Source organism: Streptomyces sp. NPDC107559 (assembly GCF_055657365.1).
Genome location: NZ_JBVKBD010000013.1, coordinates 1 through 26,195, shown reverse-complemented (window position 1 = coordinate 26,195; position 26,195 = coordinate 1). Strand labels below are relative to the sequence as shown.

Sequence of the window (26,195 nt, the reverse complement as noted above, 5' to 3'; positions counted from 1 at the left end):
GACCGGGAGGAGCGTGAGCGACGTGAGAGTGACAGTCGTCGGAGGCGGCGTGGTCGGCACCATGCACGCCTGGCAAGCAGTTCAGCGCGGCCATGAGGTCGTACAGATCGAGCGAGAGAAGGAGGCCCGGGGCGCATCGCTGCGCAACTTCGGTCAGATCTGGGTCAGTGGCAGAGCCGGTGGCGAGGAGCTCGACACCGCCCTGCGCGCACGGGAGCTGTGGGAGGAGATCGGCGCCCGCGTACCCGCCGTGGGCTTCCGGCCCAACGGCTCCCTGACCCCCGTCCGGGGAGAGCTCGAACTCGCCGTCGCCGAGGCCGCGGTGGCCCGCGCGGACGCCGCCGCCCGCGGCTACAAGCTGCTCACCCCGGACGAGGCGCGCGCCCTGAACCCCGCCCTGCGCGGCGAATTCACCGCGGCCCTGTACTGCGAGCGGGACGCGGCGGTCGAGCCGCGCACCGCCCAGCTGGCCCTGCGCGCCGAGCTGCTGAAGTCCCCCGCGTACCGGTTCCTGCCCGGCCGCGAGGTCCGCGAGGTGACCGGCCCGGCCACCGTCCGCGACGACCACGGGGACGTCCACCGCGCCGACGCGGTCGTCCTGTGCACCGGCGCCTGGCTCGGCGGCCTGGTCCGTGAACTCGCCGGCCCCGAACTGCCCGTGCGCCGCGTGCGGTTGCAGATGATGCAGACCGACCCGCTGGGCGAGCCGCTGACCACCTCGGTCGCCGACGCCGACAGCTTCCGCTACTACCCGGCGTACGCGTCACCGGCCCTGGACCGGCTCGACGCCGGGCAGCCGCAGCCGCCGACGGCCGCCGAGCACCGGATGCAGCTGCTGATGGTGCAGCGCGCCGACGGCGGACTGACCATCGGCGACACCCACGAGTACGAACACCCCTTCGCCTTCGACACCGTCGAGGACCCCTACGACCACCTCACCGGTGTCGTGGAGTCCCTCCTCGGCCGCCCGCTGCCGAAGATCCGGCGCCGCTGGGCCGGGGTGTACGCACAGTGCACCGACACCCGGCGGGTCGTGCACCGACAGCAGGTGCGCGACGGCGTCTGGCTGGTCACCGGGCCCGGCGGGCGCGGCATGACCTGCTCGCCCGCCATCGCCGAGACGACCGCCGACGAACTGGGCTGGTGACAGGAATGACCCGCATGAACGACCCGCACCCCGCGACCGGCCCGCACCGGACGCCCGAAGCCCCCCACGACATCCGTCTCGTCGTCCTGGACATGGCCGGCACCACCGTCGCCGACGGCGGCCTGGTGGAGCGCGCCTTCGAGGCCGCCGCCGCGGAACTCGGCGTCGAACCCGGCAGCGCCGACCACGCCGCCAAGCTGGCCCACGTCCGCGCCACCATGGGCGAGTCCAAGATCTCCGTCTTCCGCCATCTGTTCGGCGCCGAGGACCTGGCCCGACGCGCCAACTCCGCCTTCGAGAAGGCGTACGGCGAACTCGTCGCCGACGGCCTCACCGAACCCGTGCCGGGCGCCCGCGAGGCGATCGAGGAGCTGCGCGCGGACGGCCGTACCGTCGTGCTGACCACCGGATTCGCCCGGGTCACCCAGGACGCCATCCTCGACGCGCTCGGCTGGCGCGACCTGGTGCCGCTCACCCTCGGCCCGGCCGACGCGGGCGGCCGCGGACGCCCCTTCCCGGACATGGTGCTGGAGGCGTTCGTCCGGACCAGGGCGGCCGAGGACGTGCGCCAGGTGGCGGTCGTCGGCGACACGTCGTACGACATGCTCAGCGGCGTACGGGCCGGAGCGGGCGTGGTCGCCGGTGTGCTGACCGGCGCGCACGGGGAGGACGAGCTGCGCGCCGCGGGCGCCACACAGGTGCTCCCCTCGGTCGCCGGCCTGCCCGCACTGCTGCGCGGAGCCCTCTGATGGGCATCCGCTTCGACGGAGTCACGGTCGCCTACGACGGGAACGTCGTCCTCGACCACCTCGACCTGAGCGTCGGCACGGGCGAGGTCATGGCCCTGCTCGGGCCGTCCGGATCCGGCAAGACCACCGCGCTGCGGGCGGTCGCCGGGTTCGTGCGGCCCGCCGCCGGGCGGGTGTACCTCGGCGACCGTGACGTGACCGACCTGCCGCCGTACCGGCGGGGCATCGGGATGGTCGTCCAGCAGTACGCGCTCTTCCCGCATCTGCGGGTGGAGGACAACGTGGCCTTCGGCCTGAAGGCCCGCCGGGTCGCCAAGCCGGAGATCAGGGCCCGGGTCGCCGAGGCGCTGGAGATGACCGGCATGGCCGCCTACGCCCGCCGTCACCCGCGCGAGCTGTCCGGCGGCCAGCAGCAACGCGTCGCGATCGCGCGGGCGTTGGCCATCCGGCCGGGCGTACTGCTGCTGGACGAGCCGCTGTCCGCCCTGGACGCGCGGCTGCGCTCCGACATGCTCGGCGAACTGGCCAGGCTGCACCGCGAGTTGCCGGACGTCACCATCCTCTACGTCACCCACGACCAGGTCGAGGCGCTGACCCTGGCCGACCGGATCGCGGTGATGAACGAGGCACGGGTGCAGGCCTGCGGAACACCGAGGGGGCTGTACCGGGCACCCGCCAACGCGTTCACGGCCTCCTTCGTGGGCAACGCCAACCTGCTGCCGGTGACGGTGGCCCGGGACGGGGTCGTCTTCGCGGGCGCCGAGCTGAAGACCGCCACGGCCGACGCCCCTGCGGGCGCCCGGGCCACGCTGTGCATACGGCCGCACCTGGTCGGGCTCGGCGACGGCCCGAACCGGCTGGAGGGCACCGTCACGGAGATCCAGTGGCGCGGCGCCACCAGCCGGCTGTACGTCGACGTCCAGGGCCACCGGGTGATGGCTGACCTGCCCGAACTGCGCGAGCCGCCCGCCCACGGCGAGCCGGTCGCCCTGCACTTCGCCCCGCAGGACGCGGTGCTGCTCACCGCGGGAGTCACCCATGACTAGGGCTCCGGCGGCCGAACGGCTCGAACCGCGGGCCGGACGACTCACGCCGCAGGCGGGACAGCTCAAGCCGGGGGCCGGACGGATCGGGCCGCGGGCCGGGCGGCTGCTGTGGGCGCTGCCGCCCGTCGCCCTGCTCGCCGTCTTCTTCCTCCACCCTCTCTACCTGGTCGTCCAGCAGTCCTTCCGGCCGGACAGCGGGGGCACCTCGCTCCAGCCGTACGCCGACGTCCTCGCCTCCACCGCCTTCCGCGAGGCGCTGTGGACGACCGTCTGGCTGGCGGTGGCGTCCACGGCCGGCTGCCTGGTCCTCGGGTTCGTCCTCGCCCTGGTCATCGCGTTCGTGCCGTTCCCCGGCGCGAAAGCGGTCGCCCGGTTCGTCGACGTCTTCCTGTCCTTCCCGTCCTTCCTGATCACCCTGGCCCTGCTGTTCGTCTACGGCACGGTGGGCATGGCCAACGGGGCGTGGACGGACGTCACGGGGGCCGCCGAGGGACCCTTCCGGTTCCTCACCACGCCCTGGGGTGTGCTGCTGGCCGAGGTCACGTACTTCACGCCGTTCGTAATGCGGCCGCTGCTGGCCGCCTTCTCACAACTGGACACCGCCCAGCTGGAGGCGGCGAGTTCGCTGGGCGCCCGCGCGCCGCGCATCGTCCGGCAGGTGATCCTGCCCGAGGCGCTGCCCGCGCTCGCGGCCGGCGGGAGTCTGGTCCTCGTGCTGTGCCTGAACGAGTTCGGCATCGTGCTGTTCACCGGGGCCAAGGGCGTCACGACCCTGCCGATGCTGGTGTACAGCAAGGCGATCCTGGAGTCCGACTACCCGGGCGCCTGTGTGATCGCCGTCGTCAACGTCCTGATCTCCGTGGGGCTCTACGGCCTCTACCGGGTGGTGAGCCGTCGTGCTGGTGCATAGCCGGGCCGGGCGGCGCGCCGTCCAGGTCCTGTTCTTCGTCCTCTTCGTCCCCCTGTTCGCCGTGCCGCTGCTGGTGGTGCTGGCCGCCTCGTTCGCCACCCACTGGTCGGGCGTCCTGCCCTCCGGTCCGACCTTCGCCCACTACGACGCCGCGAGCCGCGGCGAGGCCCTCCAGGCCCTGACCACCAGCCTGGTCACGGCGCTCGCGGCTAGCCTGATCGCGCTGACCGCCGGCACCTGGGCGGCGCTCGCGGCGGCCGCGCTGCCCCGGCGCCTGCGCCGGGTGCTCGACGCGCTGTTCGTGCTGCCCGTCGCCGTGCCGTCGGTGGTCGTGGGCCTCGCCGTCCTGGTCGCCTTCTCGCAGCCGCCGATGCTCCTCAACGGCACCCGCTGGATCGTGATCGTCGCCCACACCGTGCTGGTCACCGCCTTCGCCCATCAATCGGTGTCCGCCGCGGTCACCCGCCTCGACCCGGCGTACGAACAGGCCGCCGCCTCCCTCGGCGCCACCCCGGGCCAAGTCCTGTGGCGCGTCAAGCTGCCCCTGCTGCTGCCGTCCCTGACCGCGGCGGCCGGCCTCTGCTTCGCCCTGTCCATGGGCGAGTTGAGCGCCACGATGATGCTCTATCCGCCCGACTGGACACCTCTTCCGGTCCTGATCTACGCGGCCACCGACCGCGGCGCCCTGTTCGCCGGCTCCGCGCTCGCCGTGGTCCTCATGACGGCGACCCTGCTGGTCCTGTTCGCCGTCTCCCGCCTGCGCACCAAGGCCTCCTACCGCTGATCCCCTCGGCAACCACCCTTCCCGTGCAAGGAGTTCATCCCGTCATGCCCAGAAACACCCTCAAGCTCGCGATCGCGCTGTCCCTGCTCGCCGCTCCCGCGCTCACCGCCTGCGGCGGCTCCTCCGCCGCCTCCGACGAGAAGGTCGTCACCGTCTACAGCGCCGACGGCCTCAAGGGCGAGAACGGCGACGGCTGGTACGACCAGGTCTTCAAGGACTTCGAGAAGTCGACCGGCATCAAGGTCAAGTACGTCGAGGGCGGCTCCGGGGAGATGGTGCAGCGCGCCCTGCGGGAGAAGAGCAACCCGCAGGCCGACGTGCTCGTCACCCTCCCGCCGTTCATCCAGCAGGCCGACGGCAAGGGCCTGCTGCAGAAGTACGCCCCGCAGGGCGCCGACCAGGTCGACGCCGCGGACAAGGCGGCCGACGGCACCTGGACCTCGGTCGTCAACAACTACTTCGGCTTCGTCTACAACAAGAAGGAGCTGAAGCAGGCCCCCACCACCTGGCAGGAGCTGCTGGACGGCAAGTACCGCGACAAGCTCCAGTACTCCACCCCCGGGGTCGCCGGCGACGGAACCGCCGTACTGATCAAGGCGATCCACGACTTCGGCGGCAAGGACGCGGCCCTGGCCTACCTGAAGAGGCTCCAGGCCAACAACGTCGGTCCGTCCGCCTCCACCGGCAAGCTCGCGCCCAAGGTCGACAAGGGCGAACTCCTGGTCGCCAACGGCGATGTGCAGATGAACCACGCCCAGTCCAAGACCATGCCGAACCTCGGCATCTGGTTCCCGGCCCCGCAGGGCGGCAAGCCCACCACCTTCGCGCTGCCCTACGCGGCCGGCCTGGTGACCAAGGCCCCGCACGGCGACAACGGCCGGAAGCTCCTCGACTACCTGCTCGGCCGGACCGCGCAGCAGCAGGTCAGCGAGATCGGCGGCGGCTTCGCGGCCCGCAAGGACGTCAAGGCCACCGACGCCGAGGCCGCCGCGCTGGCCCAGATCATGAACGGCGTCGAGGTCTTCGAGCCCGACTGGAACGACATCGACCAGAACCTCACCTCGTACGTCGACGCCTGGAAGTCCGCCACCGGGAGCTGACCTCCCGACGGCCGCGCCCCGCACGGGCGACGCCCCCGGTTCCGCCGCGGGCGTCGCCCCGCCCGCACGACCCCGTTCTCCACCCCTTCCGGAGGTACTCGTGTCGTCCCGCCTGTCCCGCCGCACCCTCCTGCTGTCCGCCGCCGCGCTCGCCGCCTCGGCCGGTCCGCTCGCCGCCGTCGCCCGCGCCGCGGCCGCCACCCCCAAGGTCCTGGTCATCGGGCTCGACGGCGCCCTGCTGACCCGGATCAAGGACGCCGACGCGCCGAACCTCGACGCCCTGATGGCCGCCGGTCTGACCGTGCCCAGCAGCATCTACGCCAACCCCCTCGCGCCCACCCTGTCCGGCCCCGGTTGGTCGACACTGATCACCGGTGTGTGGCCGGACAAGCACAACGTCAAGGACAACGCCTTCACCGGCGCACGTTTCACCCGGTACCCCGACTTCCTCACCCGCGCCGAGACGGCGAAGCCCTCCCTCACGACGTACGCCGTCTCCTCCTGGGCGCCGATCACCGACACCGTCTTCTCCGGCGCGGTCGACACCCGGGTCTCCACGCCCGGTGCCGAGTACGACACCGGCACCACCTCGCGCGCGGTCGCCCGGCTCCGGGACGGCAACCCCGACGCGGTCTTCGTCCAGCTCGACAACATCGACCACGCGGGCCACAGTTACGGCGCCGCCTCCGCGCAGTACCTGGCGGCCATCGCCGGGGCCGACGCCCAGGTGGGCCAGATGGTGGCGGCCGTCCGGTCCCGTGCGACCTACGCCGCCGAGAGCTGGCTGATCATGATCACCGCCGACCACGGCCACACCGACGCCGGCGGCCACGGCGGCTCCACCCCGCCGGAGCGCCAGACCTTCCTGATCGCCACCGGCCCCACCCTCTCCCCCGGTTCGGTCCGCTACGACGTGAAGATGCCGGACGTCGCCGCCTCCGCGCTGGCCCACCTCGGCATCGCGCTCGACCCCGCCTGGGACCTGGACGGCCGCCCCGTCCAGCAGCCGACGCCGGACGACTTCGACGCCCTGCGCCCGCAGTTGCAGACCCGCGTCGACGAAACCGGCATCCCCACCGGCGTCCTGGGCTTCACCCACACCCCGCCCGCGGGCTGGTCCGTCGACAACTCCGCGATGGGCGGCGGCGGGGTCACCGAGTGGCGCGGCTGGTCCTTCACCACCGACGAGTTCTGGACCCGCTCCCAGACCGACCAGAACCGCGAGTGCAATGTGCGCGCCCGGAACGTCTTCGCCGTCGCGGACGGCGACGAGTGGAGCGACCGGACGGTGTCCGGCAGCTTCGACTCGACCCTGGTCAGCCCGGCGTACCCGGTCACCGGTGGCCGTACGGCCACCCTCACCTACACCACCTACTACCGGCAGGAGTCCCCGCAGCGCGGCGAGGTCCTCGTCTCCTACGACGGCGGCACCCCCGTGTCGGTGAAGACCTACACCGCCGACGTGCCCTCGCGCACGGAGACCGTCACCCTCCAGGTGCCCGCCGGGACGAGCACGGCCCGGGTCCGCTTCCGCTACACCGGAGGCAACAACTGGTACTGGGTGGTCGACGGCGTCCGGCTCGCCGCTTCCTGAGGCCGCACCGGCCGACCGGGCCGCACCAGCGCACCAGCTAACCCGGCCGATCCGGCCGATCACCCCACCCGACCCGGCGTCGCCCGCGACGCCGGGTCGGGCACGTCATGCCGAGGACCGCCGCTGGCGACGCGGACAGTTCTCGCGGACCGGTGTTGTCCGGTGGGACGAAGACCGGGGAGCACGGCGCGCCTAGCCTGCGTCGCGTCAGCCCGACCAGGGAGGCCGGCGCCCCGTCCGAAGGCCGAGGGCCTCCTGCTCCCTCGCTCCCCCGGAAGGTCGCCATTTCCGTGCACGCCCCCCTGGAAGCCCTCCCGCACCCCGGAGGGTCGCTGCGGCATGTCGTCCAGTCGCTCTCCGGAACGCTCGTCGAGCTGCTCGCCGCCCCGGACGGACTCGACCGGCCGCTGAACGGCGTCGTCATCGCGGAGCCCGACGATGGTCCGCACGGCGACCACAAGGACAGCCTGGTCCTGCTCATCGGCGCCCGCGGACGGGCCGCGCTGCGGCCGCTCATCGCCGCGGGACGGGCGGGCGCGACGGCGGTCGCGCTGCGCACCGGGCAGAGCGACACGGCGGCGGAGCTGCTCCGGCAGGCGGCCGTCGAGTGCGGCACGGCCCTGTTCGGCGTGCGGGACGAGGCCCGCTGGGAGCAGGTGGAGGCGGTGGCGCGCACCGTGGTGGACACCGTGAACCGGGCTCCGGCCCTGCTGGGCGGCCCCGCGCACGGCGACCTGTTCTCGCTGGCCAAGACCCTGGCGGCGCTGACCGGGGGCGCGGTCACCGTCGAGGACGCCGACAACCGCGTGCTGGCCTACTCGCGTTCGGACGACGGGGTGGACGAGGTGCGGCGCCGGTCGATCCTGGGCCACGCGTGCCCGCAGGGCTTCCTGGACGTGCTGCACGAGGCCGGCGTGTACACCCGGCTGCGCGGCAGCGAGGAGGTGGTGGAGGTGGCCGCCCGCCCCGACCTGGGCACCCGGCGCCGGCTGGCCACGGGGGTGAATGCGGGCGGCAGGCTGGTGGGCACGATCTGGGTGCAGGAGACCGTGGCCCCGCTGGCCGCCACCGCCGCTCAGGTGCTGCGCGGCGCGGCCCGGCTGGCGGCGCTCCTGCTCATCCGGCCGCCGGGCGGTCCGGGCCTGGAGAGCGCGCTGCGCGAGGAGCTCACCGCCGGCCTGCTGACCGGCGGGCCCCAGGCAGGCGGGCTGGCGGGACATCTGGGAATCTCCAGCACGGCCGGCGCGACGGTGATCGCCGTGGAGTTGCACGAGGCCGCCGCCGACGGGGGCCCCGACGCGGAGCTGCGCCGGGCGCGTACCGCCGAGATGGTGTCCATGCACGCGGCGGCGCACCGCCGAGCCACGTCGGTGGCGCGGCTGGACGGGCGGTTGTACGTGCTGGTACCGGACACGCTGCACGGCAACGGGCACGGGCACGGCAACGGGCACGGCGGCGCGACCCGGACGGCTCCGGGCCAGGGCCCGTCCAGGACACCGCCGCCCGGCGGCCCGTCCCGGACCCCGGCCGGCTCCGGCGCCGGGCGGGTCCCGGCCCAGGGCGCCGTCCCGCCCGACTCCGCCGTGACCGCCTGGACCGCCGATCTGGTGACCCTGCTCAGGCGCCATCTGGGCACGCCCGTGCAGGCCGCGGTGTCCGCGCCGGTGGCCCGGCTCGCGGACGCGGCGGCGGCCCGCGCGGAGGCCGACCGGATCCTGACGGTGATCGCGGACGACCCCGGGCGCGAGGTGGCGGCGTACGAGGACGTCCGCGCCTCGGTCGTCCTGGGCAGGTTCCTCGAACTGCTCCGCGAACACCCCGACATCGGCGACCCGGCGCTGCACGCCCTGGCCGAGCACGACCGCCGGGGCGGCTCGCAGCTCTGCGACTCGCTGCTGCGCTACCTGGACGCGTTCGGCGACGTGAAGACCGTGGCCCAGCAACTGCACATCCACCCCAACACCCTGCGCCACCGTATCCGGCGGGCCGTCGCCCTCACCGGCATCGACCTCGACGACCCGGAGCAGCGGCTGGTCGCCATGCTCCAGCTCCGCAAGTGGCGCACGGAGAAAGGCGGTTGAGTCGCCGTCGACCGCTTGTACCGCCGCCGACCTGCGCACACGCCGTCGTACCCGGGGCCCGGGGCATGTGGCGGCGGCGTTACCGCCGTTGTCCGAACGGACAGCGGCACCCCTCGTACATCTGCCTTCCGGACAGGCTCAACGGCACTTCCCGCCGCCTAGGTTTCAGCCACTGCTCGAAGCCCAGCCCGCGGCCGCCGACCGGCGGTCCGTCCGGCTGCGCCCTGCGGATGAGAAGTCCGGGGAGGAACCCATGCACGCATTCCGTACGTCCACCACCCGCGCCGCCCGGCCCGAGCGCCACGGCCGCGCGATCGCCCTGACCGCTCCGCTGCTCGCCGGCGCCCTGCTCCTGACCGCGTGCGGCAGCCGCGACGAGGGGACGGGCGACGGCTCGTCGGCGGACGGCAGCACCACGGTCACGATCGGTTTCGACGCTCCGCTGTCGAAGGATCTGGCCGCGGTCGGCCTGGGCATGAAGAACTCCGCGGAGCTGGCGGTCAAGCAGGCCAACAAGAACAAGCTGGTGCCGGGCGTCACGTTCGAGCTGGTGGCCAAGGACGACCAGGCCACCCCGAACATCGGCCAGCAGAACGCGGCCGCCTTCGCGGCGGACGACAGCACCGTGGGCGTGGTCGGCGCGTACAACTCGTCGGTGTCGGCCGCGATGCAGTCCACGCTGCACTCGGCGAACCTGGTCCAGGTCTCCGGCGCCAACACGGCCGCGACGCTCACCCGGGGCGCGGACTACAAGGACAACCCCGAGCGCGAGTACGACAACTACTTCCGCACCATCTCCACCGACGCGGTCGCCGCACCGGTGATGGCCCAGTACTTCTACTCGGACCTCGAGATCAAGAAGATCGCGACGGTCGACGACAAGAAGACCTACGGCACCGGAATCGTGGAGAACTTCACCGACGCCTACAAGAAGCTCGGCGGCCAGGTCGTCATCCACCAGTCCATCAACCCCGACGAGTCCGACTACGCCGCCGTCGTCAACAGCGTCAAGTCCGCAGGCGCCCAGGGGGTGTTCTACGGCGGCGAGTACCCGCAGGCCGGCCCGCTGAAGAAGCAGCTCGTGGCGGCGGGCTTCGACGGCCCGATGGGCGGCGGCGACGCGCTCAAGGACGACGCGCTGATCCCGCTGGCCGGTGCCGCGGCGGACGACGTGTGCGCGCACTCCGACGGCGCCCCGATCGACTCCCTCGACTCCGCGAAGACCTTCGTCGCCGACTACAAGGCGGCCGGCTACGCCGAGGGGTACGGCGTCTTCGGCGCGTACGTGTACGACGCGACGACCGCGCTGATGAAGGCGGTGGGCGCCGCGGTCGAGGCCAATGGCGGCAAGACGGGCGACATCACGCAGTTGCGCCCGAAGGTCGTCGAGGCCATGCAGAAGGTGGCCTTCGACGGCGCGACCGGGAAGGTCGGCTTCGACGAGTACGGCGACAGCGTGAACCAGGTGATCTCCGTCAACTGCGTCGAGGACGGCGCCTGGAAGAACGGCGTCAAGATCGTGACCGTCGGCTGACCGGCCCGCGGCGGGTGTCCGGGACCGGTCCCGGACACCCGCCCCCGCCCCCGCCCCCGCACCTCCAGCACGTTTGCCCTGCACGTTAAGGACGACCCGGGTGACCTTCACCGATTTCCTGCAACTCCTCGCCGACGGCCTGGTCCTCGGCTCCATGTACGGCCTCATAGCCGTGGGCTACACGATGGTCTACGGCATCCTCCAGATCATCAACTTCGCCCATGGCGAGATCTTCATGCTGGGCGGCTTCGGCGCCCTGTTCGTCTACGCCTGGGTGCCCGCGCTGCACGAGACCTCGCTGTGGGTGGCGCTGCCGGTGATGCTGGTCGTCGCCGTCCTGGTGTCGGTGAGCGCCGCCGTGGCCGCCGAGCACCTCGCCTACCGCCCGCTGCGCAACGCGCCCCGGCTGGCGCCGCTCATCACCGCGATCGGCCTGTCGCTCTTCCTCCAGCAGGTCGTGTTCAACTTCTTCACCCTGCCGGGCGCGTCGGTCGGCGTGACCGCTCCCGTGCCGTTCCCGCAACTGACGGGCGCTCCGCTGCGGCTGGGCGGGGTCACCGTGTCGTACGCGGCGGTCCTCACCCTGGTGGTGGCGGCGGCCGCGATGACGCTGCTGACGTACTTCGTCGGGCGCACCCGGACCGGGCGGGCGATGCAGGCCACCGCCCAGGACCCGAAGACGGCCCGGCTGATGGGGATCGACACCGACCGGGTCATCGTCGTGGCGTTCGCGATCGGCGCGCTGCTCGCCGCGGTCGCCTGTGTCACCCAGGGGCTCCGGCTCGGCACGATCTCGTACAACATGGGCTTCATCGCGGGTCTGAAGGGCTTCACCGCCGCCGTGCTGGGCGGGATCGGCAACATCCAGGGCGCCATGCTCGGCGGGGTGGTGCTCGGGGTCGCCGAGTCCCTCGCCTCGGGGCTGCTGCCCCATCTGCCGGCCCTGCACACCTTCGGCGGCTCGGTCTGGAAGGACGTCTGGGCCTTCGTGATCCTCATCGTCGTCCTGCTGGTCAGACCACAGGGGCTGCTCGGCGAGCGCGTCCCGGACAGGGCGTGAAGGACATGAACGACATGGATGACATGAACGACATGGACCGCATGGACGACATGGGCACCAGGACTCGTACGGCCGTCAGGGTCAGCCCCGCCGCCGCCAAGGGCCTGACCGTGGCGGGCGCGGCGCTCACCGTCGCCGCCCCGTTCCTCGCCTGGACTTGGACCCCCCGCTATCCCGGCAACCTGACGCTCGACGGCTACCCGGGCGGCAGCCAGCTCGTCACCCTCGTCACCGGGCTGCTCGCCGCGGTGTTCACCGCGGCCGCCCTAGGAGTCCCCGGCGTACGGTCGCTCACCCCCGCGGGAGCCGTACGGGCCCTGCGCGCCGCGGCGCTGGCGGCGCTGACCACCACCTGGGTCACGGTCGGCGGGATCGCGATCACGCTGGGCGGCGCGGTGAACGTCGAGCCGGGCGGCTGGCTGGCCGCCGGCGCCGTGCTGCTGCTCACGGCGGGCGCCCACGCCCTCCCCGACGACACCACCGACCCCGACGACACCGCGCCCGCGGGCACCCGGCGCCTGCCCCGGGCCGCCGAGATCGCCCTGATCACGGTGGTGTTCCTGGCGGCGATGTTCGTCCTGACGTACGGCATCACCACCGAGTCCGCCGAGGACTTCCTGGCGTTCCTGCCCGCCGCGGGCTTCGGGGCGCGGGCGCTGTCCGTGGCCGGTGTCACGGCCCGGCTGAGCGCGGTCAACGCCCGCAACCGGGTCGCCGTGGCCGTCGCCGCGTTCGCCGCCGCGCTGGTCTTCCCGTTCACGCAGACCGGCGACCAGTACACGGCGATCGCCGACAACATCCTGGTGTTCGCGGCGGTCGCGCTCGGCCTGAACATCGTGGTCGGCCTGGTCGGGCTGCTCGACCTCGGGTACGTCGCGTTCCTCGGCACCGGCGCGTACACGGCCGCGCTGGTCTCCGGTTCGACGTTCTCCACCTTCGACATCGACCCCTGGCCGTTCTGGGCGACCGCCCTGCTGGGCATGGCCGTGTCGCTGGTGGCGGGTCTGGTCATCGGGGCGCCCACGCTGCGGCTGCACGGCGACTACCTGGCCATCGTGACGCTCGGCTTCGGCGAGATCTTCCGGATCACCGTCAACAACCTGGACGGCACCTCCGGCCCTTCCCTCACCAACGGTCCCAACGGGATCAATTCCGTGCCGGACATCAGGATGCTGGGCTTCGACTTCGGTGAGCCGCACACCGTCCTGGGGGTCGCCTTCGGCCGCTTCGCCAACTACTACCTCCTGCTGCTGGCGGTGATCGCCGTCATCGTGTTCGTCTACGCCCGCGCCGGCGACTCCCGGGTCGGCCGGGCCTGGATCGCGCTGCGCGAGGACGAGAAGGCCGCGACCGCGATGGGCATCGAGGGCTTCAAGTACAAGCTGCTCGCCTTCGGTCTCGGGGCCTCGCTCGCGGGCCTCGCGGGCACGGTCATGGCGCATCTGCAGACCAACGCCGTGCCGGAGAACTACAAGTTCGCCGACACCGCGCCGCCCAACTCGGCGTTCCTGCTGGCCGCCGTCGTCCTCGGCGGCATGGGGACCGTCTCCGGACCCCTGGTCGGCGCCGCGCTGCTGTACCTGATCCCGGCGAAGTTCGAGTTCTTCAGCCGGTACCAGATGATGATGTTCGGCCTCGCGCTGATCCTCATGATGCGGTTCCGTCCCGAGGGCCTGGTGCCCGACCGCATCCATCGACTCGAGTTCCACGACGAGCAGGCCGCGGGCGCCGAGGCGCGCCGGCCGGCCGCGGAGGCCACGGCATGAATTCCCCTTCTTCCCCCACCGCTCCCCTGCTCGAAGCCCGCGCGGTCACCATGCGCTTCGGCGGACTGACGGCCGTCGACCGGGTGGACCTGACGGTCGGCAGGGGCGAGATCGTCGGCCTTATCGGCCCCAACGGCGCCGGAAAGACCACCTTCTTCAACTGTCTGACCGGGCTCTACGTCCCCACGGCCGGCGAAGTACGCCTCGACGGCACGCTGTTGCCGCCCAAGCCCGCCCGGGTCACCCGGGCCGGCGTCGCCCGCACCTTCCAGAACATCCGGCTGTTCGCCAACATGACGGCGCTGGACAACGTGATCGTGGGCCGGCACACCCGTACCCGCGCCGGCCTGCTCTCGGCCATCGGACGCGGCCCGCGCCACCGCCGCGAGGAACGCGAATGCCGTGCACGGGCACGGGAGTTGCTGGACTTCGTCGGCCTCGGCCGGCAGGCGCAGCACCTCGCCCGCAACCTCTCCTACGGCGCCCAGCGCAGGCTGGAGATCGCCCGCGCCCTGGCCAGCGAGCCCAAGCTGCTGCTCCTGGACGAGCCGACCGCCGGGATGAACCCGCAGGAGACGCGGGAGACCGAGGAGTTGGTGAAGGCGGTCCGGGACCAGGGCGTCGCCGTGCTGGTCATCGAGCACGACATGCGCTTCATCATGAACCTATGCGACCGGGTCACGGTCCTGGTGCAGGGCAGCAGGCTGACCGAGGGCGCCCCCGCCGACGTACAGGCCGACGAGCGGGTCGTCGAGGCGTACATCGGCGCGCCGGACGACGAGCCCACGGCACTCGACGAACCCACGCCACTCGACGGCACCGACGACAGCGGCACCCACGCCACGGAGGAGACCGCATGACCGCGCTGCTGGAGGTCGAGGACCTGCGCGTCGCCTACGGGAAGGTGGAGGCGGTCAAGGGCGTCTCCTTCACCGTCGAGGAGGGCCAGGCCGTCACGCTGATCGGCACGAACGGCGCGGGCAAGACCACCACCCTGCACACCCTGAGCGGGCTGCTCGCCCCGGTGGCGGGCCGGATCCGGTTCGCCGGACGGGACCTGGCGGGGGTGCCGGCCCACCAGGTCGTCGCCCTAGGCCTGGCCCACTCCCCCGAGGGACGGCACATCTTCCCCCGGCTGACCGTCGAGCAGAACCTGCTGCTGGGCGCCTATCTGCGCAAGGACGCCGCCGGTGTCGCCGACGACGTGGAGCGCGGCTACACCCTGTTCCCGAGGCTGCGGGAGCGACGTGAGCAGGCGGCCGGGACGCTGTCGGGCGGTGAGCAGCAGATGCTCGCCATGGCCCGGGCGCTGATGTGCCGCCCCCGGCTGCTGATGCTGGACGAACCGTCCATGGGGCTCTCCCCGATCATGATGAAGAAGATCATGGCGACGGTCGCCGAACTGAAGGCGTCGGGCACCACCATCCTGCTGGTGGAGCAGAACGCCCGCGCCGCGCTCGCCCTGGCCGACCACGCGTACGTCATGGAGACCGGCCGGATCGTCCTGGAGGGCTCCGGGCGGCGGCTGCTGCACGACGAGAGCGTGCGCAAGGCCTACCTGGGAGAGGACTGACGTGCAGGCCCGCCTAACCTACGTCCATGAACCTCACCGCAGCCATGAACCCGGCTGAGGGCGGCGGCGCGCCGCGGGCGCCCCGGGTGCGTCTGCGACCGCTCGCGGCCGCGCTGGGCACGTCCTGGGACGGCCCCGAGGACGTCGAGGTGGGCGGTGTGGCCATCGTGGAGCCGCAGGACACCCCGGCGGGCCTGACGGGAGCGCTCGTCCTCGCCGTCGGGGCCCGCGGCGCCGACGCCATGGGCATGGTGACGGCCGCCGCGCGCGCGGGCGCGGCGGCCGTGGCCGTCAGGACCCCGCCGGGCCGCACCGCGCCCGGCGGGGAGCTGTCGGCGGCGGCCCGCGAGGCGGGCGTGGCGCTGCTCGGCGTACCCGCCGGCATCCGGTGGGACGAGGTCGAGGCCGAGGTGCGCGAGGCGCTGACCGGCCGGGGCACCGCCCTGCCCCGCGAGGCGCGGGGGGATCTGTTCGCGCTGGCCGAGACCGTCGCGAAGCTCACCGACGGGCTGGTCACCATCGAGGACAGCGCCCATCAGGTGCTGGCATACGCCGGACCCGCGCAGGAGGCGGACGAGCCGCGCCGCCACTGCCTCCAGGGCCGCGGCTGCCCGGAGTCGTATCTGACGCTGCTGCGCGAGGAGGGCGTGCACCGGCGGGTGCGCACCACAGGGGACGTCGTCGAGGTCGAGGAGCACCCTGGGCCGGGCTTCCGGCGGCGCCTGGTGATCGGCATCAGCGCGGGCACCCGGCAACTCGGCACGATCTGGGTCCAGGAGGGGGCGCGCCCGCTCGCCGACGACGCGCACCGCGCGCTGCGGGGTGCCGCCCGCCTGGCGTCCTCGCCGCTGCTCGACCACTACTACGAGGGCGATCCGTCGGCCGGTGCGCTGTCGCGCTCCGACCTCGCCCACGGGCTGCTGACCGGGCGTTTCAACGCCTCCGCGGTCGCTCTGCACCTGGGTATACCGGCCTCGTCGGCGGCCACGGTGGTCGCCGTGGACCTGCGCGATCCCGCCGTCGGCACGGACGGCGGCGACCCCACGGACCAGGACGCCCGGCGGGCCGAGGCCGCGGACATCATCGCCGTCCACGCGGCCGCGTACGGCAGGAACACGCTGGTGGCGCAGGCGTGCGGGCAGATCTACGCGATGCTGCCGCGGGCCGCCGCCGATCCGGCCGGGACGGCCGGAGAGACGGGCGAACCCGACGACGCGCCGATCGTCCGCTGGGCGGGCGATCTGGTGGGCCGGCTGCGCCACCACACCCACACTCCGGTGCAGGCGGTCGTCGCGGGCGTCGCCCCGCGCCTGGCCGACATCCCCTCCGTGAAGCTGCGCGGCCACCACGCCCTGCAGATCATGGCCCGCACCCCCGACCGGACCGTGGACACCCACCGTCGGCTCACCGCTTCCCTGATGGTGCGCGACCTGCTGGAACTGCTGGCCCGGCACCCCGGGATCAGGCATCCGGCGCTGGAGCACCTGATGGCGCGGGACGCCGAGCAGGGCACCCGGCTCGCCGACTCGCTGCTGCACTACCTGGACGCCTTCGGTGACGTGCCCCAGGCGGCCAAGGCGCTGAACGTCCACCCGAACACACTGCGCTACCGCATCCGCAAGGCCACCGCCCTGACCGGCCTGGATCTGGCCGACCCCGAACACCGGCTGGCCGCCATGCTCCAGCTCCGGCTCCGCCGTGACGCCCCGGAACCCGGCTCCCCGGCCTGGTGAGGCCGCCCGCCCCCGGTCCGCGACCGGTCGCGGGCGGACCGGGGCGAGGCGCGGTCGCTGTACGTCCGGGACCCGGACGGCAACACCGTCGAACTGCGCTGGTACCCGCAGGACGCGCAGGAGGCGCAGGTCTCCGGGGCGGCGCGGGACGCTGGCTGAGCCCGCACCGGCTCGGCCGACGTCTCAGCCGAGGTCGAGGAGTTCCTCGTAGAAGCCGCCGAAGCCGCGCTCGCGGTCGACGAGGTGGATCTCCAGGATCCAGTGGCAGACGCGCCCGGCGCGGTCGGGGCGGCGCAGCGGGGTGTCGTTGCCGGGGGCGACGTACGACTCGATGTCGGCGCCGTCGATCTTCTCGTGCGGGAACTCCCCCACCGGGTGTCCGGCGTGCCAGCCGCCCAGTTCCCAGCCGCGCTCGGCGGCCAGCCTGCCCACTTCCGCGTGCAGCCGGGCTCCGGTGATCCCCGGGTCGGCTTCGAAGGCGCGGCGCCCGGCGGCGAAGACCTCGGGCAGGTCGGCGCGGAGCCGGTGCTTGACCGGGTCGTCGCCGAGGACGAAGGTACGGCCGAAGTCGGCCTCCCACTCCTCGAAGATCGGTCCGAAGTCGGCGAAGGCGATGTCGTCCCGGCCGATGATCCGGTCCGGGGGATTCTCCTTGTACGGGTGCAGGGTGTTGGGTCCGGAGCGCACGATCCGCTTGTGCCAGTGGCGGGTCGGGCCGAACATCTCGTTCGCCAGATCGCGGATCCGGTCGCTGACCGCCTTCTCCCCCTCGCCCGGCGCGACCAGCCCGCGCTTCTCGATCTCGGCGAACAGTTCGGCGGCCTTGGCCTGGGCGTCCAACAGGCTCCGGGCCCGCCCGCCCTCGTCCGTCACGGTCCCGTCCGTCACGGCGGTCCCGTCCGTCACGCTCTCGTCCGTCATGGTCTCCCCCTTGTGCGGACCGGCACCTCTACGATCGCGACCGTACCCGGCAGTGCGCGCCGCCGCCCCCGCCTGGCACGCGATCCGGCGTGATCACGCCGGGCCGTGGCGCGATGACACGGCCGAGGCGGCCGCCTTCGACGGAGCCTCAACCCTTCAGCGTGTCCTGGAGCCAGTCGAAGACGACCTCGCAGTGCTGCTGGGGCGCCATGGGCGAGCAGTGCAGCTGGGCGCCGGTGGCCGCGGTGAGCTTCACGTAGTCCTTGGGCGCCGTGAGCTTGTCGTACATCTGCCGCGCCTGGCCCGGATAGAACTGCTCGAACTCGTAGTCGAGAACCAGGGTGGGTGCCTTGATGCGGCCCACGACGTCCGTGATGTCCAGCGACTGGATCAGCTCGGCCGGGGTGTAGAAGTCGGTGAAGATCTTGCCCTCCCGGGCGGCGAGCATCGCCGGCACGGAGAAGGGTTCGACGCGCTTCTTCAGTGTCGCGGCGTCGGCCGGGGACAGTTGCGGCACGACCTCCTTGTTCCACAGCTCGTTGGTCCGCGCCTTGTCGGGGGTGACGATCTGCCGGATCTCCGCGGGGAATCCCAGCCACGGATCCAGGCAACCGGGCATCGCCACCAGAGCCGCGATCCGCGGTTCGAACGCGGCGGCCCGGGGGGCCAGATCGCCCGCCATGCTCAGCCCGGTCAACGCGATCCGGCCGGTGTCCACATCGGAGCGGCCGACCAGCCAGTCCAGGACGGCCGTCACCACCTTCTCCCAGCGCGGCGTGAACACCACCTGGTCCACGAAGAGCAACTGCCCCTGGCCGGGCCCGTCGTACACGACCGCGTTCCAGTCACGTTCCAGCGCGGCGGCGACCCCGTACGTCCACATGTCGACGTTCTGGCCGTCGCTGCCGTTGGTGAGGATCACGGTGGGCCGGCGCCGCCCCGAGTCGTCCGGGCGGAAGAACCACACAGGCAGCGGCGTCCTGTCGTACGGGACGTTCGCCGTCACCGGAGCCGGCTCGCACAGCGTGCAGAACGTGTCCCAGGCGTCGCGGCCCGCCTTGTACAGCTTCTCCTCGCTGCCCGGGTCGTCTGAGCCGAGTACGAAGAACAGCGCCTGGCCGTAGTACTGCGCGGCACGCAGCGCGCGCAGCCGCCGGGTCTCGCGGTCGGGCCGGCTGCCCTCGGGCGCCTTCATCAGCCGGTCGCCGAGTTTCCTGAACGTCTCCACGTAGGTCTGCGCGGAGAGACCGGCCTTGTTGATCGCGTTCACCGCGGTGAGCACCTCGCCCACCTCACTGCTGCGCTGACCCGAACCGCCGAGCGCCAACAGCCCGTTGAAGTTGAACTCCGGATTGTCGAAGAGCGTCATCACCCCGGGCGTGGGCCCGCCCGCCGACGCGGACGCCGATGCCGAGGTCGGCGCGCTGCGCGCGGAGGAGACGTCCATGGCCGTGCATCCGGTGGCCAGCAGGGCACCGGCCGCGCCGACGGCCCCGGAGAGGGCGCTGCGCCGGCTGGGACCGGGCGCCTGATCGGACGGTACGCAGTTCATATCGGCCGACCGTACGACTTGGCCTGCGCCGTCACGGCGCACGACCCACACCCTTCCCCCGAACAGCCGGACGGGCACCCCTCCGTCCTGCCCTGCCGTGGCGGGACCGGCCGGCCCATCGGGTGCCGCCCGCTGCCGTGACCCGACCGGTCCGCGCTCACCCGTCCCGGTCACCGTGGGCGGCCCGGCTGGCCTCGATCTCCGCGATGTGCTCGATCGCCCAGCCGGCCAGCGCGAGCGCCGGCGGGATGAGGCTCTCCCCGGTGGGGGTCAGCGCGTACTCGACGCGTGGCGGGACCTCCGCGTACGCCGTGCGCGACACCAGTCCGTCCCGTACCAGGTTGCGCAGGGTCAGCGTCAGCATCCGCTGCGAGATCCCCGGGATCTGCCGCTGGAGGTCGGTGAAGCGCAGGCGCCCCTGCTCCAGGGTCACCACGATCAGCAGCGTCCACTTGTCGCAGATCCGGTCGAGCACGGCACGGATCGTCCGCCCGCCGTCTCCGCGGATCATGCACGTGTGCTCGTACTCCGACATGACAACCCCCTGTGCGTGACGCACATCCGTGTGCCTTTTTTGACGTGCTCCCTGGCCTAAAGTCCAGGGATTCCGGCCTGGGTCGTCTGACCCTTCCAGGGGCTTCCTGCTTCAACGCGCTGTGCGGGCACGTGTGCCCGTCTTACCGGCGCTCCACAGGCGTTTGGCGTCTCCACCCGTCCGGTGGCGACGATCCGGCGTCCTTCGAAGAGGACGTTGCGTGCTGCGTTGTGGTCGCGGTCGTGCACGGCGTGGCATGCGCTGCACGTCCATTCCCGGACGTGCAGGGGCTTGGGGCCGTCCCTGAATCCGCAGGCCGAGCAGACCTGAGAGGACGGGAAGGCGCGGTCCACCTTGGCGAAGGTGCGGCCGTGCAGAGCCGCCTTGTACTCCAGCATGCCCACGAACGCGGACCATCCCGCATCGTGCACGGACTTGGCGAGCCGGGTACGCCCGAGACCGGACACCGCGAGGTCTTCCACATACACCGCTTGGTTGTCGCGAATGATCTGTGTGGATGCCTTGTGGTGGAAGTCCCGACGCCGGTCGGCCACCCTGGCGTGCTGGCGCGCGACCTTCATACGAGCCTTGGCCCGGTTCTTCGATCCCTTGGCCTTGCGGGACAGCTCCCGCTGCAGGCGCCCCAGTTTCTTCTCGGCCCGGCGCAGAAAGCGGGGGCTGTCGATCCTGCTGCCGTCGGACAGGACCGCGAAGGCGGACAGGCCGAGGTCGATACCGGCGTCAATCTCCACGCCGGGCAGGATGTCCGGCTCGGTGTCCACGACGAAGCTGAGGAAGTACCGGCCGCAGCTGTCCTTGGTGACGGTCAGGGACGTGGGTGCGGCCGGAAGCCTGCGGGACCACCTGACCTTGAGATGGCCGGCCTTGGCCACATACACCGTGCCGTCGCTGTGGAGGCGGAAGGCGTTGGTGTTCAGGCGGATCGACTGCCGGGTGTCCTTCTTCGACTTGTAGCGGGGAGGGCCGACCCTGCGGCCCTGCCGCTTGCCCTTGAGGCTGTCGAAGAAGTTCTTGTAGGCGGCATCCAGGTCCCGCAGAGACTGTTGCAGGACGACCGCCGAGACGTCGGCGAGCCAGGCGCGTTCCTCGGTGCGCTTGGCCTGGGTGATGCGAAGCCGGGACAACGCGGCCTGCGAGGACTTCGAAGCGGAGCTGAAGGAGTTCAGCGGCGAACGCGATCACGTCCAGCTCCTCGTGCACTACCCGCCCAAGGTCGCCATCTCCAAGCTGGTCAACAGCCTCAAGGGCGTCTCCGCCCGCCGGATACGGCAGGAGTTCACCGGCCGGATCAACCGCGCCATCATGCACGGGCGCCTGTGGTCGCCCTCGTATTTCTCCGCATCGTGCAGGGGAGCACCGTTGGCGATCGTGCGCCAGTACATCGAGCAGCAAAAAAGTCCGCTCTCACGTGCACGTCAGAGCAGTCTTGAGATGCATTCACCCCCGGCGAGAACGCCAGAGCTTTCTGCAAGAGTCCCGGTAAGCCTCTCGGCAGTCACCCATGATGAGGCGCCTCGGAGCAGGTACTTACCACGCAAGGGGTCATGATGGACATCGCGTACTGGATCGTCGCCGCGCTGCTCGCGGTGTTCTATCTCTACGCCGGGGGCAAGAAGGTCCTCCAGAGCCAGGAGCGGCTGAAGCCGATGATGGGCTGGGTCGACCGGGTCCCGATGCCGGCCGTCAGACTGATCGGGACACTGGAGGTCCTCGGCGCCGCGGGTCTGATACTGCCGCCGCTGACCGGGATCGCGCCCTGGCTCGCCGTCGCCGCGGCGACCGGGCTCGTCCTGATCCAGTGCGGCGGCATCGTGGTCCATGTCTCGCGCGGCGAGGCCCGGTTGATCGGGCTCAACATCGTCCTGCTGGTGGCCGCCGCGGCCGGTGCCTGGCTGGCGGCCGTACGGCTCTGACGGGCCCGCGGGTGTCCGGCCCGGTCGGAGCCCGGCCCGACGCTGAGTCCAGCCCGACGCAGACTCAGGTCCTGCCCGGACTCATGTCCTGGGCGGAGTCAGGTCCTGCGCAGCACGCGGCTCGCTCCGGCGGCGACGGTGGTCGCCAGCAGCCAGCCGCTGCCGACGAGGACGAGCCCCGTCCACTGCATGGCACCGGACGGGCTGAACATGCTTTCCTGGCCGAGGTCGACGAGCGGGAGCAGCAGATCGAGGGTATAGATCACCGGCTGGAAGGCCGGATGCGGGCCGTCGCCCACCGCCTGCGGCGGCCAGGCCGCGAACAGTGCCGAGCCGATCGCCAGCAGACCGGCCAGCAGCCACACGGCGCGCAGCGGGCGGTATCCGAAGCCCACGGTCGCGTCCTGGAGGAGACTCCACAGCCGGGCGGGCACCCCGAGGGTGGCGCGCAGGGCCCGCTGCTTGGCGACCAGCACGGCCCGCGCGTCGGCGTCCTGGCCGTGGCGCTGGTAGACGGCGGCGAGTTGCTCGTAGGGCTGGGGTGTGAAGGCGTTCGGGTCCCGGCGCAGCAGGGGCAGGCGGCGCGCGGCCGGCAGGGCGGGGCTGATGTCGTCGTAGACCGCGCCGTCCACGACGAGGGAGGCCGGCCAGGTGGCGGGCTCGTCCTTGAGCAGCACCGTTCGCAGGCGGCTGAGGTCGACGATGCCCACGGGTGTCTCCCGCGGCTCCAGCCGCAGCACGGCCGCGGTGGCTCCGCGGCAGGCGAGGGCCTCCTCCTCGGGCGCGGTGTCCAGCAGCGCGTCGGCGAGGCACAGGGTGCTCCGGATCGTGGCGCTGTTGAGGCGGAGGCCGCCGTGGGCCGTGAAGCCGTCGCAGAGGTTCACCACGCCGCCGACGTCGACGCCGTTGGCCCGCAGCGCGGGCCTGCCGCTGTCCGGGGCGGTCAGTTCGGCGGCCTCCAGCCGGATCGAACCGCCGATGCGCGCGTCGCACAGGTCGATTGTGCCGTGCGCGGTCGTCCCGCCGCGGCAGTCGAGGTCGCCGCCAATGTGGGTGCGCTCCGCGGTGAGCACCGTGCCCTCGGGGAAGTTCAGCCGGGCGCCCTCCAGGACGACGCTGCCGCGTATCGAGGTGTCGGCGAGGGTGATCGGGCCGTCGACGACCAGTCCGCCGTCCGCCTGGATGTCGCCGCCGATCTGCGCGCAGCCCAGATGGAGTGCGTAGCGCCCCGGGCCCACGCCGGGACCGGTGAGGGTGGCGTCGGACAGCTCCACCGTCGCGCCGACCGAGGCCCCGCACAGGTTGACCATCCCGGCGCAGGAGAAGCCGCGCCCGAGGTACAGGCCGCCGCCGACGGTGACTTCGGACATCTGGAGACAGCCGTCGGGGCCGCCTATGACCGCCCCCCGGAAGACGAGCGTGTCCTGGACCCGCGCGTTGCTCAGATGCACCGGGCCGGTGCAGTCCAGGCCCGAGGCCCACATGTACTCGTCCACGGCGACGCTCTGCGCGGTGACCGCGGCCTCGCCCGGCGCGGGACGGATCGTCGTGTCCCGGAGCGAGAGCACGGTGCCGACGCTGAGGGAACGCAGGTCCACGGTGCCGTCCACGGTGCACTTGTCGACCTTGAACTCCTGGGCGACCCGGGCGCTGTGGGCCCGCAGTCCGGGCAGCCGGCACTCGCCGAGCTCGAACGCCTCGAGCTGCGCGCCCTCCAGCCGCGGTGCTTCGTCGAACCGGCAGTTTCGCATGCGGACGGTGCCGCGTACGGCGGCCTCCGACAGGTCCAGCCGCCCTCTTACGTGTACGCCGCGCAGCCGCAGCCGGGCCAGTTGTCCGGGCTCGGGGGGCGGTGGGGAGAGCAGCAGCATCCGTACGGCGGCGCCGCGCACCTCGGGCACGCCGACGCACCACTCCCCCCGCCGGTACGCCTGCCACATACGGCGCTCGCCGGCGTCCCAGTCGGCCGGCGCGTCGTCATGATCCGCCACGGAAATCCCCCTCTGCGCTCACCGGGACGAGCCGGCTCCGGGCAGCAGCGTGCGCTGTCGCGCGCCGGTTTTCAACGGCCGAGTGCCTCGACCCAGGCGGTGGTCTCGTCGGGGTGGCCGAGGCGGACCGTGCGGAGCGGGGCGAAGCGGGGGTCGCGGGTGCGCAGGCCGATCTCCCGGTGTCGGGCGGCGTGTTGGGACCACGACCACCGGACCGGGTGTTCCCTGCTGAGCCAGCCCCGCCAGGTCTCCCGGTTGCCGCCGAAGAGGGATTCGCGGGTGGCGCTGCGCCGGAGCGAGCGGCGCAGGACGCGGGGCATGACGATCCGTCGGGGATAGTCCAGCCAGATCACGGTGTCGGCCCGCTCCCACAGCAGGTCGCGGACCTCCGCGGCACCGATCGAGTCGACGATCCAGCGCGGCTGCTCGGTCAGCCGCGACACCTCCTCGACCAGCCGGCCGTTCACCGCCCACCCCGGTCCGTCGTAGTACAGCGCGTCCATCTCGTGGTAGTCCAGGCCCAGTTGCCTGCCCAGCCTCCGGGCGAGCGTGGACTTCCCCGCCCCCGTCACCCCCACCACCAGCACCCGTTCCACCTGCGCACCTTATCCCGGCGTCCGGGGACGGCTGCGGCGGCGTCCGTCCGGTGCGGGGCCATCCCCTCGCCGGTCGGCCGCGGTCCGCGTAGGGTCACGCGTCGGGACGACCGCTCGACGGCACCACGCTCGGCGCTCGGGACAAGGGGACTGTGAGCAGACGACGTTACGTGGCCCGGGGCGTGCCGGGCGGTTACCGGATCTGGGACAACCGAGGACGCAGATGGTGGGGCGATCTCTACGACCTCTGTCCCGACGACCTCGTCTCCGAACTCAACGGCCAGGCGGACCCCGCACGGATCACCGCACTGATGAAGCACTACCGGGCGCGGAAGCGGTGATCCCGCCAGCAGACGGATCCCACACCCACCCACCACATCGTGTTCCGTGACGGCGGCTCCGATGCCGCCGTAGCCGGATCGCCCCCTTGTGTGCCCTTCGTGCGCGTGTCACAGAGAGGCGCGGGGCGCTCTGGCGGAGAGGGACTCTGAATGTCCATGCCGGGCGGCGATCCGGTAGGACCATCGGCTTGGGTCATCGAGCGGTTCGGGCTGCATGCCGCAGTGCTCGCCGAGGTCGACGACACCCTGGCCACAGGACTACTCGGGACTGCACGAAACCTTCGAGGAACCGGGGGCCGCCACGAGGCTCGTGTGCGTGTTCTTCACGGCCGATGCGCAGAACGGCATCCACGTCATCCACTGGGGGGAGGCTCGGCTCGAACCGGACCGCACCTTCGCATGGCACCACCGGGAACAACTCCCGATCGCCCCGGTGCCGCTCGGGTGGCGGGCCTCGCCAGCGCCTTCTGATCCCCGGTCACAAGTCGGCCGACTTCCGGGCCCTCCTGGGCCGGCGCGAGAACGCCTCGGAGCACTCATCACGGAGGAGGTCGACGAGCTCGCCGACCTCCTGCGCCGCCTGTCCCCAATCTGTCCCCGCCCGGCCGAATCATCCGCCTCAGCGACCGCCGCAACGAAGTGAACGGACTCAGAGGTCCGTCGCCTCTGGGTAGTGGCAACGAAGCTCGCTGAGCACGCGCTCGTCGACGGCCCTGACATCCCACCACGAGCTGTCCGCTTCGGTCAGGACGATCACCAGCTTGTCCTCGGCGAACCCACGCGCTTCGGCGTCGATCAGCTGAAGGAACGGGGTCGTCAGCGACAACAGCGTCAACGTGTCCATGCCGGCTCCGGCGGACTGTCTCTCAATCTCCAGACAGCGCGGATCCACGATCTCGTCGCACTCGACGCGCCACGTCAGGTCCAGACCGAAGCTGCCGAGGCGGACCAGCATCTCGGCCAGAGTCACGTAGTGCTCTCCGTACCAGGCAGGGAACGTGATCCCCTTCATCCCTGCCTCTGCTTCAACCGTATCGCGCGACAAGCGACCCCCTTCGTTGAGCGCAGACCCTAGGGCACAGTCCTGACCAGCTCACGCGCCCCATCGGACAGGCCCTAGTCGCAGGTGACGCCCCAGTAGCCGATCTGCGCGGGCCTGTCGTCGCGGTAGAGCACGACGCAGTTCCCCTGGCCGCGCCCCGGGAAGTCCAACCGCTCGGAGTCGAGAGCGGCATCCCACTCCTCGTA

The 26,195-nt window shown here is 72.1% G+C and carries 22 protein-coding genes and 2 pseudogenes; 17 read left to right on the top strand and 7 right to left on the bottom strand.

Going from position 1 to position 26,195, the window contains the following annotated elements:
* Nucleotides 1-22: 22 nt before the first annotated feature.
* From ACZ7OY_RS31165 to ACZ7OY_RS31100, 14 genes are all read left to right on the top strand, one after another.
* Nucleotides 23-1,147 carry a TIGR03364 family FAD-dependent oxidoreductase gene (locus ACZ7OY_RS31165; RefSeq protein ID WP_471914512.1) on the top strand — a complete coding sequence of 375 codons (1,125 nt, stop codon included), beginning with the start codon at nucleotides 23-25 and terminating at the stop codon, nucleotides 1,145-1,147.
* Between the two features lie 14 nt (nucleotides 1,148-1,161).
* A complete protein-coding gene (locus ACZ7OY_RS31160; protein ID WP_471914511.1) occupies nucleotides 1,162-1,896 on the top strand; it encodes an HAD family hydrolase in 735 nt (244 codons plus the stop codon).
* Nucleotides 1,896-2,942 (top strand): ABC transporter ATP-binding protein, encoded by a 1,047-nt coding sequence (locus ACZ7OY_RS31155; protein ID WP_471914510.1) that lies wholly within the window; start codon nucleotides 1,896-1,898, stop codon nucleotides 2,940-2,942. The genes ACZ7OY_RS31160 and ACZ7OY_RS31155 overlap by 1 nt, the downstream gene beginning before the upstream one ends.
* On the top strand, nucleotides 2,935-3,852 hold the full coding sequence (locus tag ACZ7OY_RS31150) for a 2-aminoethylphosphonate ABC transporter permease subunit (RefSeq protein WP_471914509.1): 918 nt from the start codon (nucleotides 2,935-2,937) through the stop codon (nucleotides 3,850-3,852). Before ACZ7OY_RS31155 ends, ACZ7OY_RS31150 begins: the two co-directional genes overlap by 8 nt.
* The gene (locus tag ACZ7OY_RS31145) at nucleotides 3,839-4,636 is read left to right on the top strand and encodes an ABC transporter permease (RefSeq protein WP_471914508.1); all 798 of its coding nucleotides are present in this window, start codon (nucleotides 3,839-3,841) and stop codon (nucleotides 4,634-4,636) included. Before ACZ7OY_RS31150 ends, ACZ7OY_RS31145 begins: the two co-directional genes overlap by 14 nt.
* A 44-nt stretch (nucleotides 4,637-4,680) precedes the next feature.
* On the top strand, nucleotides 4,681-5,736 hold the full coding sequence (locus ACZ7OY_RS31140) for a 2-aminoethylphosphonate ABC transporter substrate-binding protein (protein ID WP_471914507.1): 1,056 nt from the start codon (nucleotides 4,681-4,683) through the stop codon (nucleotides 5,734-5,736).
* 100 nt (nucleotides 5,737-5,836) lie between these two features.
* A complete protein-coding gene (locus ACZ7OY_RS31135) occupies nucleotides 5,837-7,330 on the top strand; it encodes an alkaline phosphatase family protein (RefSeq protein ID WP_471914506.1) in 1,494 nt (497 codons plus the stop codon).
* Nucleotides 7,331-7,620: 290 nt separating this feature from the next.
* Entirely contained in the window at nucleotides 7,621-9,411 is a 1,791-nt protein-coding gene (locus ACZ7OY_RS31130) for a PucR family transcriptional regulator (RefSeq protein WP_471914505.1), read from the top strand.
* A 253-nt stretch (nucleotides 9,412-9,664) separates the two neighbouring features.
* A complete protein-coding gene (locus ACZ7OY_RS31125) occupies nucleotides 9,665-10,945 on the top strand; it encodes a branched-chain amino acid ABC transporter substrate-binding protein (RefSeq protein ID WP_471914504.1) in 1,281 nt (426 codons plus the stop codon).
* 154 nt (nucleotides 10,946-11,099) lie between these two features.
* On the top strand, nucleotides 11,100-12,005 hold the full coding sequence (locus ACZ7OY_RS31120; RefSeq protein ID WP_471914677.1) for a branched-chain amino acid ABC transporter permease: 906 nt from the start codon (nucleotides 11,100-11,102) through the stop codon (nucleotides 12,003-12,005).
* A gap of 14 nt (nucleotides 12,006-12,019) precedes the next feature.
* Entirely contained in the window at nucleotides 12,020-13,771 is a 1,752-nt protein-coding gene (locus ACZ7OY_RS31115; protein ID WP_471914503.1) for a branched-chain amino acid ABC transporter permease, read from the top strand.
* A complete protein-coding gene (locus tag ACZ7OY_RS31110; protein ID WP_471914502.1) occupies nucleotides 13,768-14,631 on the top strand; it encodes an ABC transporter ATP-binding protein in 864 nt (287 codons plus the stop codon). The genes ACZ7OY_RS31115 and ACZ7OY_RS31110 overlap by 4 nt, the downstream gene beginning before the upstream one ends.
* Nucleotides 14,628-15,344, top strand: a complete 717-nt coding sequence (locus tag ACZ7OY_RS31105) for an ABC transporter ATP-binding protein (protein ID WP_471914501.1) — start codon at nucleotides 14,628-14,630, stop codon at nucleotides 15,342-15,344. Before ACZ7OY_RS31110 ends, ACZ7OY_RS31105 begins: the two co-directional genes overlap by 4 nt.
* 26 nt (nucleotides 15,345-15,370) lie before the next feature.
* On the top strand, nucleotides 15,371-17,077 hold the full coding sequence (locus ACZ7OY_RS31100; protein WP_471914500.1) for a PucR family transcriptional regulator: 1,707 nt from the start codon (nucleotides 15,371-15,373) through the stop codon (nucleotides 17,075-17,077).
* 183 nt (nucleotides 17,078-17,260) lie between these two features.
* Here the strand turns inward: ACZ7OY_RS31100 and ACZ7OY_RS31095 are convergent, their stop codons facing one another.
* The 4 genes and pseudogenes from ACZ7OY_RS31095 to ACZ7OY_RS31080 form a co-directional block, all read right to left on the bottom strand.
* Complete coding sequence (locus ACZ7OY_RS31095; protein ID WP_471914499.1) at nucleotides 17,261-17,998, bottom strand: M24 family metallopeptidase; 738 nt, start codon at nucleotides 17,996-17,998, stop codon at nucleotides 17,261-17,263.
* A 148-nt stretch (nucleotides 17,999-18,146) separates the two neighbouring features.
* Nucleotides 18,147-19,550 carry an alpha/beta hydrolase family protein gene (locus ACZ7OY_RS31090; protein WP_471914498.1) on the bottom strand — a complete coding sequence of 468 codons (1,404 nt, stop codon included), beginning with the start codon at nucleotides 19,548-19,550 and terminating at the stop codon, nucleotides 18,147-18,149.
* 157 nt (nucleotides 19,551-19,707) lie between these two features.
* Complete coding sequence (locus ACZ7OY_RS31085; RefSeq protein WP_471914497.1) at nucleotides 19,708-20,085, bottom strand: winged helix-turn-helix transcriptional regulator; 378 nt, start codon at nucleotides 20,083-20,085, stop codon at nucleotides 19,708-19,710.
* Between the two features lie 56 nt (nucleotides 20,086-20,141).
* Nucleotides 20,142-21,236 (bottom strand): annotated as a pseudogene (locus tag ACZ7OY_RS31080) (RNA-guided endonuclease InsQ/TnpB family protein); the annotation flags it as partial.
* Between the two features lies 1 nt (nucleotide 21,237).
* On the opposite strand from ACZ7OY_RS31080, the pseudogene tnpA reads away from it, so the two are divergent.
* Together tnpA and ACZ7OY_RS31070 are read left to right on the top strand one after the other, a co-directional pair.
* Nucleotides 21,238-21,507, top strand: a pseudogene (gene tnpA / locus ACZ7OY_RS31075) (IS200/IS605 family transposase); the annotation flags it as partial.
* A gap of 146 nt (nucleotides 21,508-21,653) precedes the next feature.
* Nucleotides 21,654-22,019 (top strand): DoxX family protein, encoded by a 366-nt coding sequence (locus ACZ7OY_RS31070; RefSeq protein WP_471914676.1) that lies wholly within the window; start codon nucleotides 21,654-21,656, stop codon nucleotides 22,017-22,019.
* Between the two features lie 98 nt (nucleotides 22,020-22,117).
* Here the strand turns inward: ACZ7OY_RS31070 and ACZ7OY_RS31065 are convergent, their stop codons facing one another.
* Nucleotides 22,118-24,010 (bottom strand): pentapeptide repeat-containing protein, encoded by a 1,893-nt coding sequence (locus tag ACZ7OY_RS31065; RefSeq protein WP_471914496.1) that lies wholly within the window; start codon nucleotides 24,008-24,010, stop codon nucleotides 22,118-22,120.
* 71 nt (nucleotides 24,011-24,081) lie between these two features.
* On the bottom strand, nucleotides 24,082-24,606 hold the full coding sequence (locus ACZ7OY_RS31060) for a P-loop NTPase family protein (protein WP_471914495.1): 525 nt from the start codon (nucleotides 24,604-24,606) through the stop codon (nucleotides 24,082-24,084).
* A gap of 152 nt (nucleotides 24,607-24,758) precedes the next feature.
* Between ACZ7OY_RS31060 and ACZ7OY_RS31055 the strand changes: the two genes are divergently transcribed.
* Nucleotides 24,759-24,947 carry a hypothetical protein gene (locus ACZ7OY_RS31055; RefSeq protein WP_471914494.1) on the top strand — a complete coding sequence of 63 codons (189 nt, stop codon included), beginning with the start codon at nucleotides 24,759-24,761 and terminating at the stop codon, nucleotides 24,945-24,947.
* A gap of 649 nt (nucleotides 24,948-25,596) precedes the next feature.
* Here the strand turns inward: ACZ7OY_RS31055 and ACZ7OY_RS31050 are convergent.
* Complete coding sequence (locus ACZ7OY_RS31050) at nucleotides 25,597-25,917, bottom strand: hypothetical protein (protein ID WP_471914493.1); 321 nt, start codon at nucleotides 25,915-25,917, stop codon at nucleotides 25,597-25,599.
* Nucleotides 25,918-26,195 lie beyond the last annotated feature (278 nt).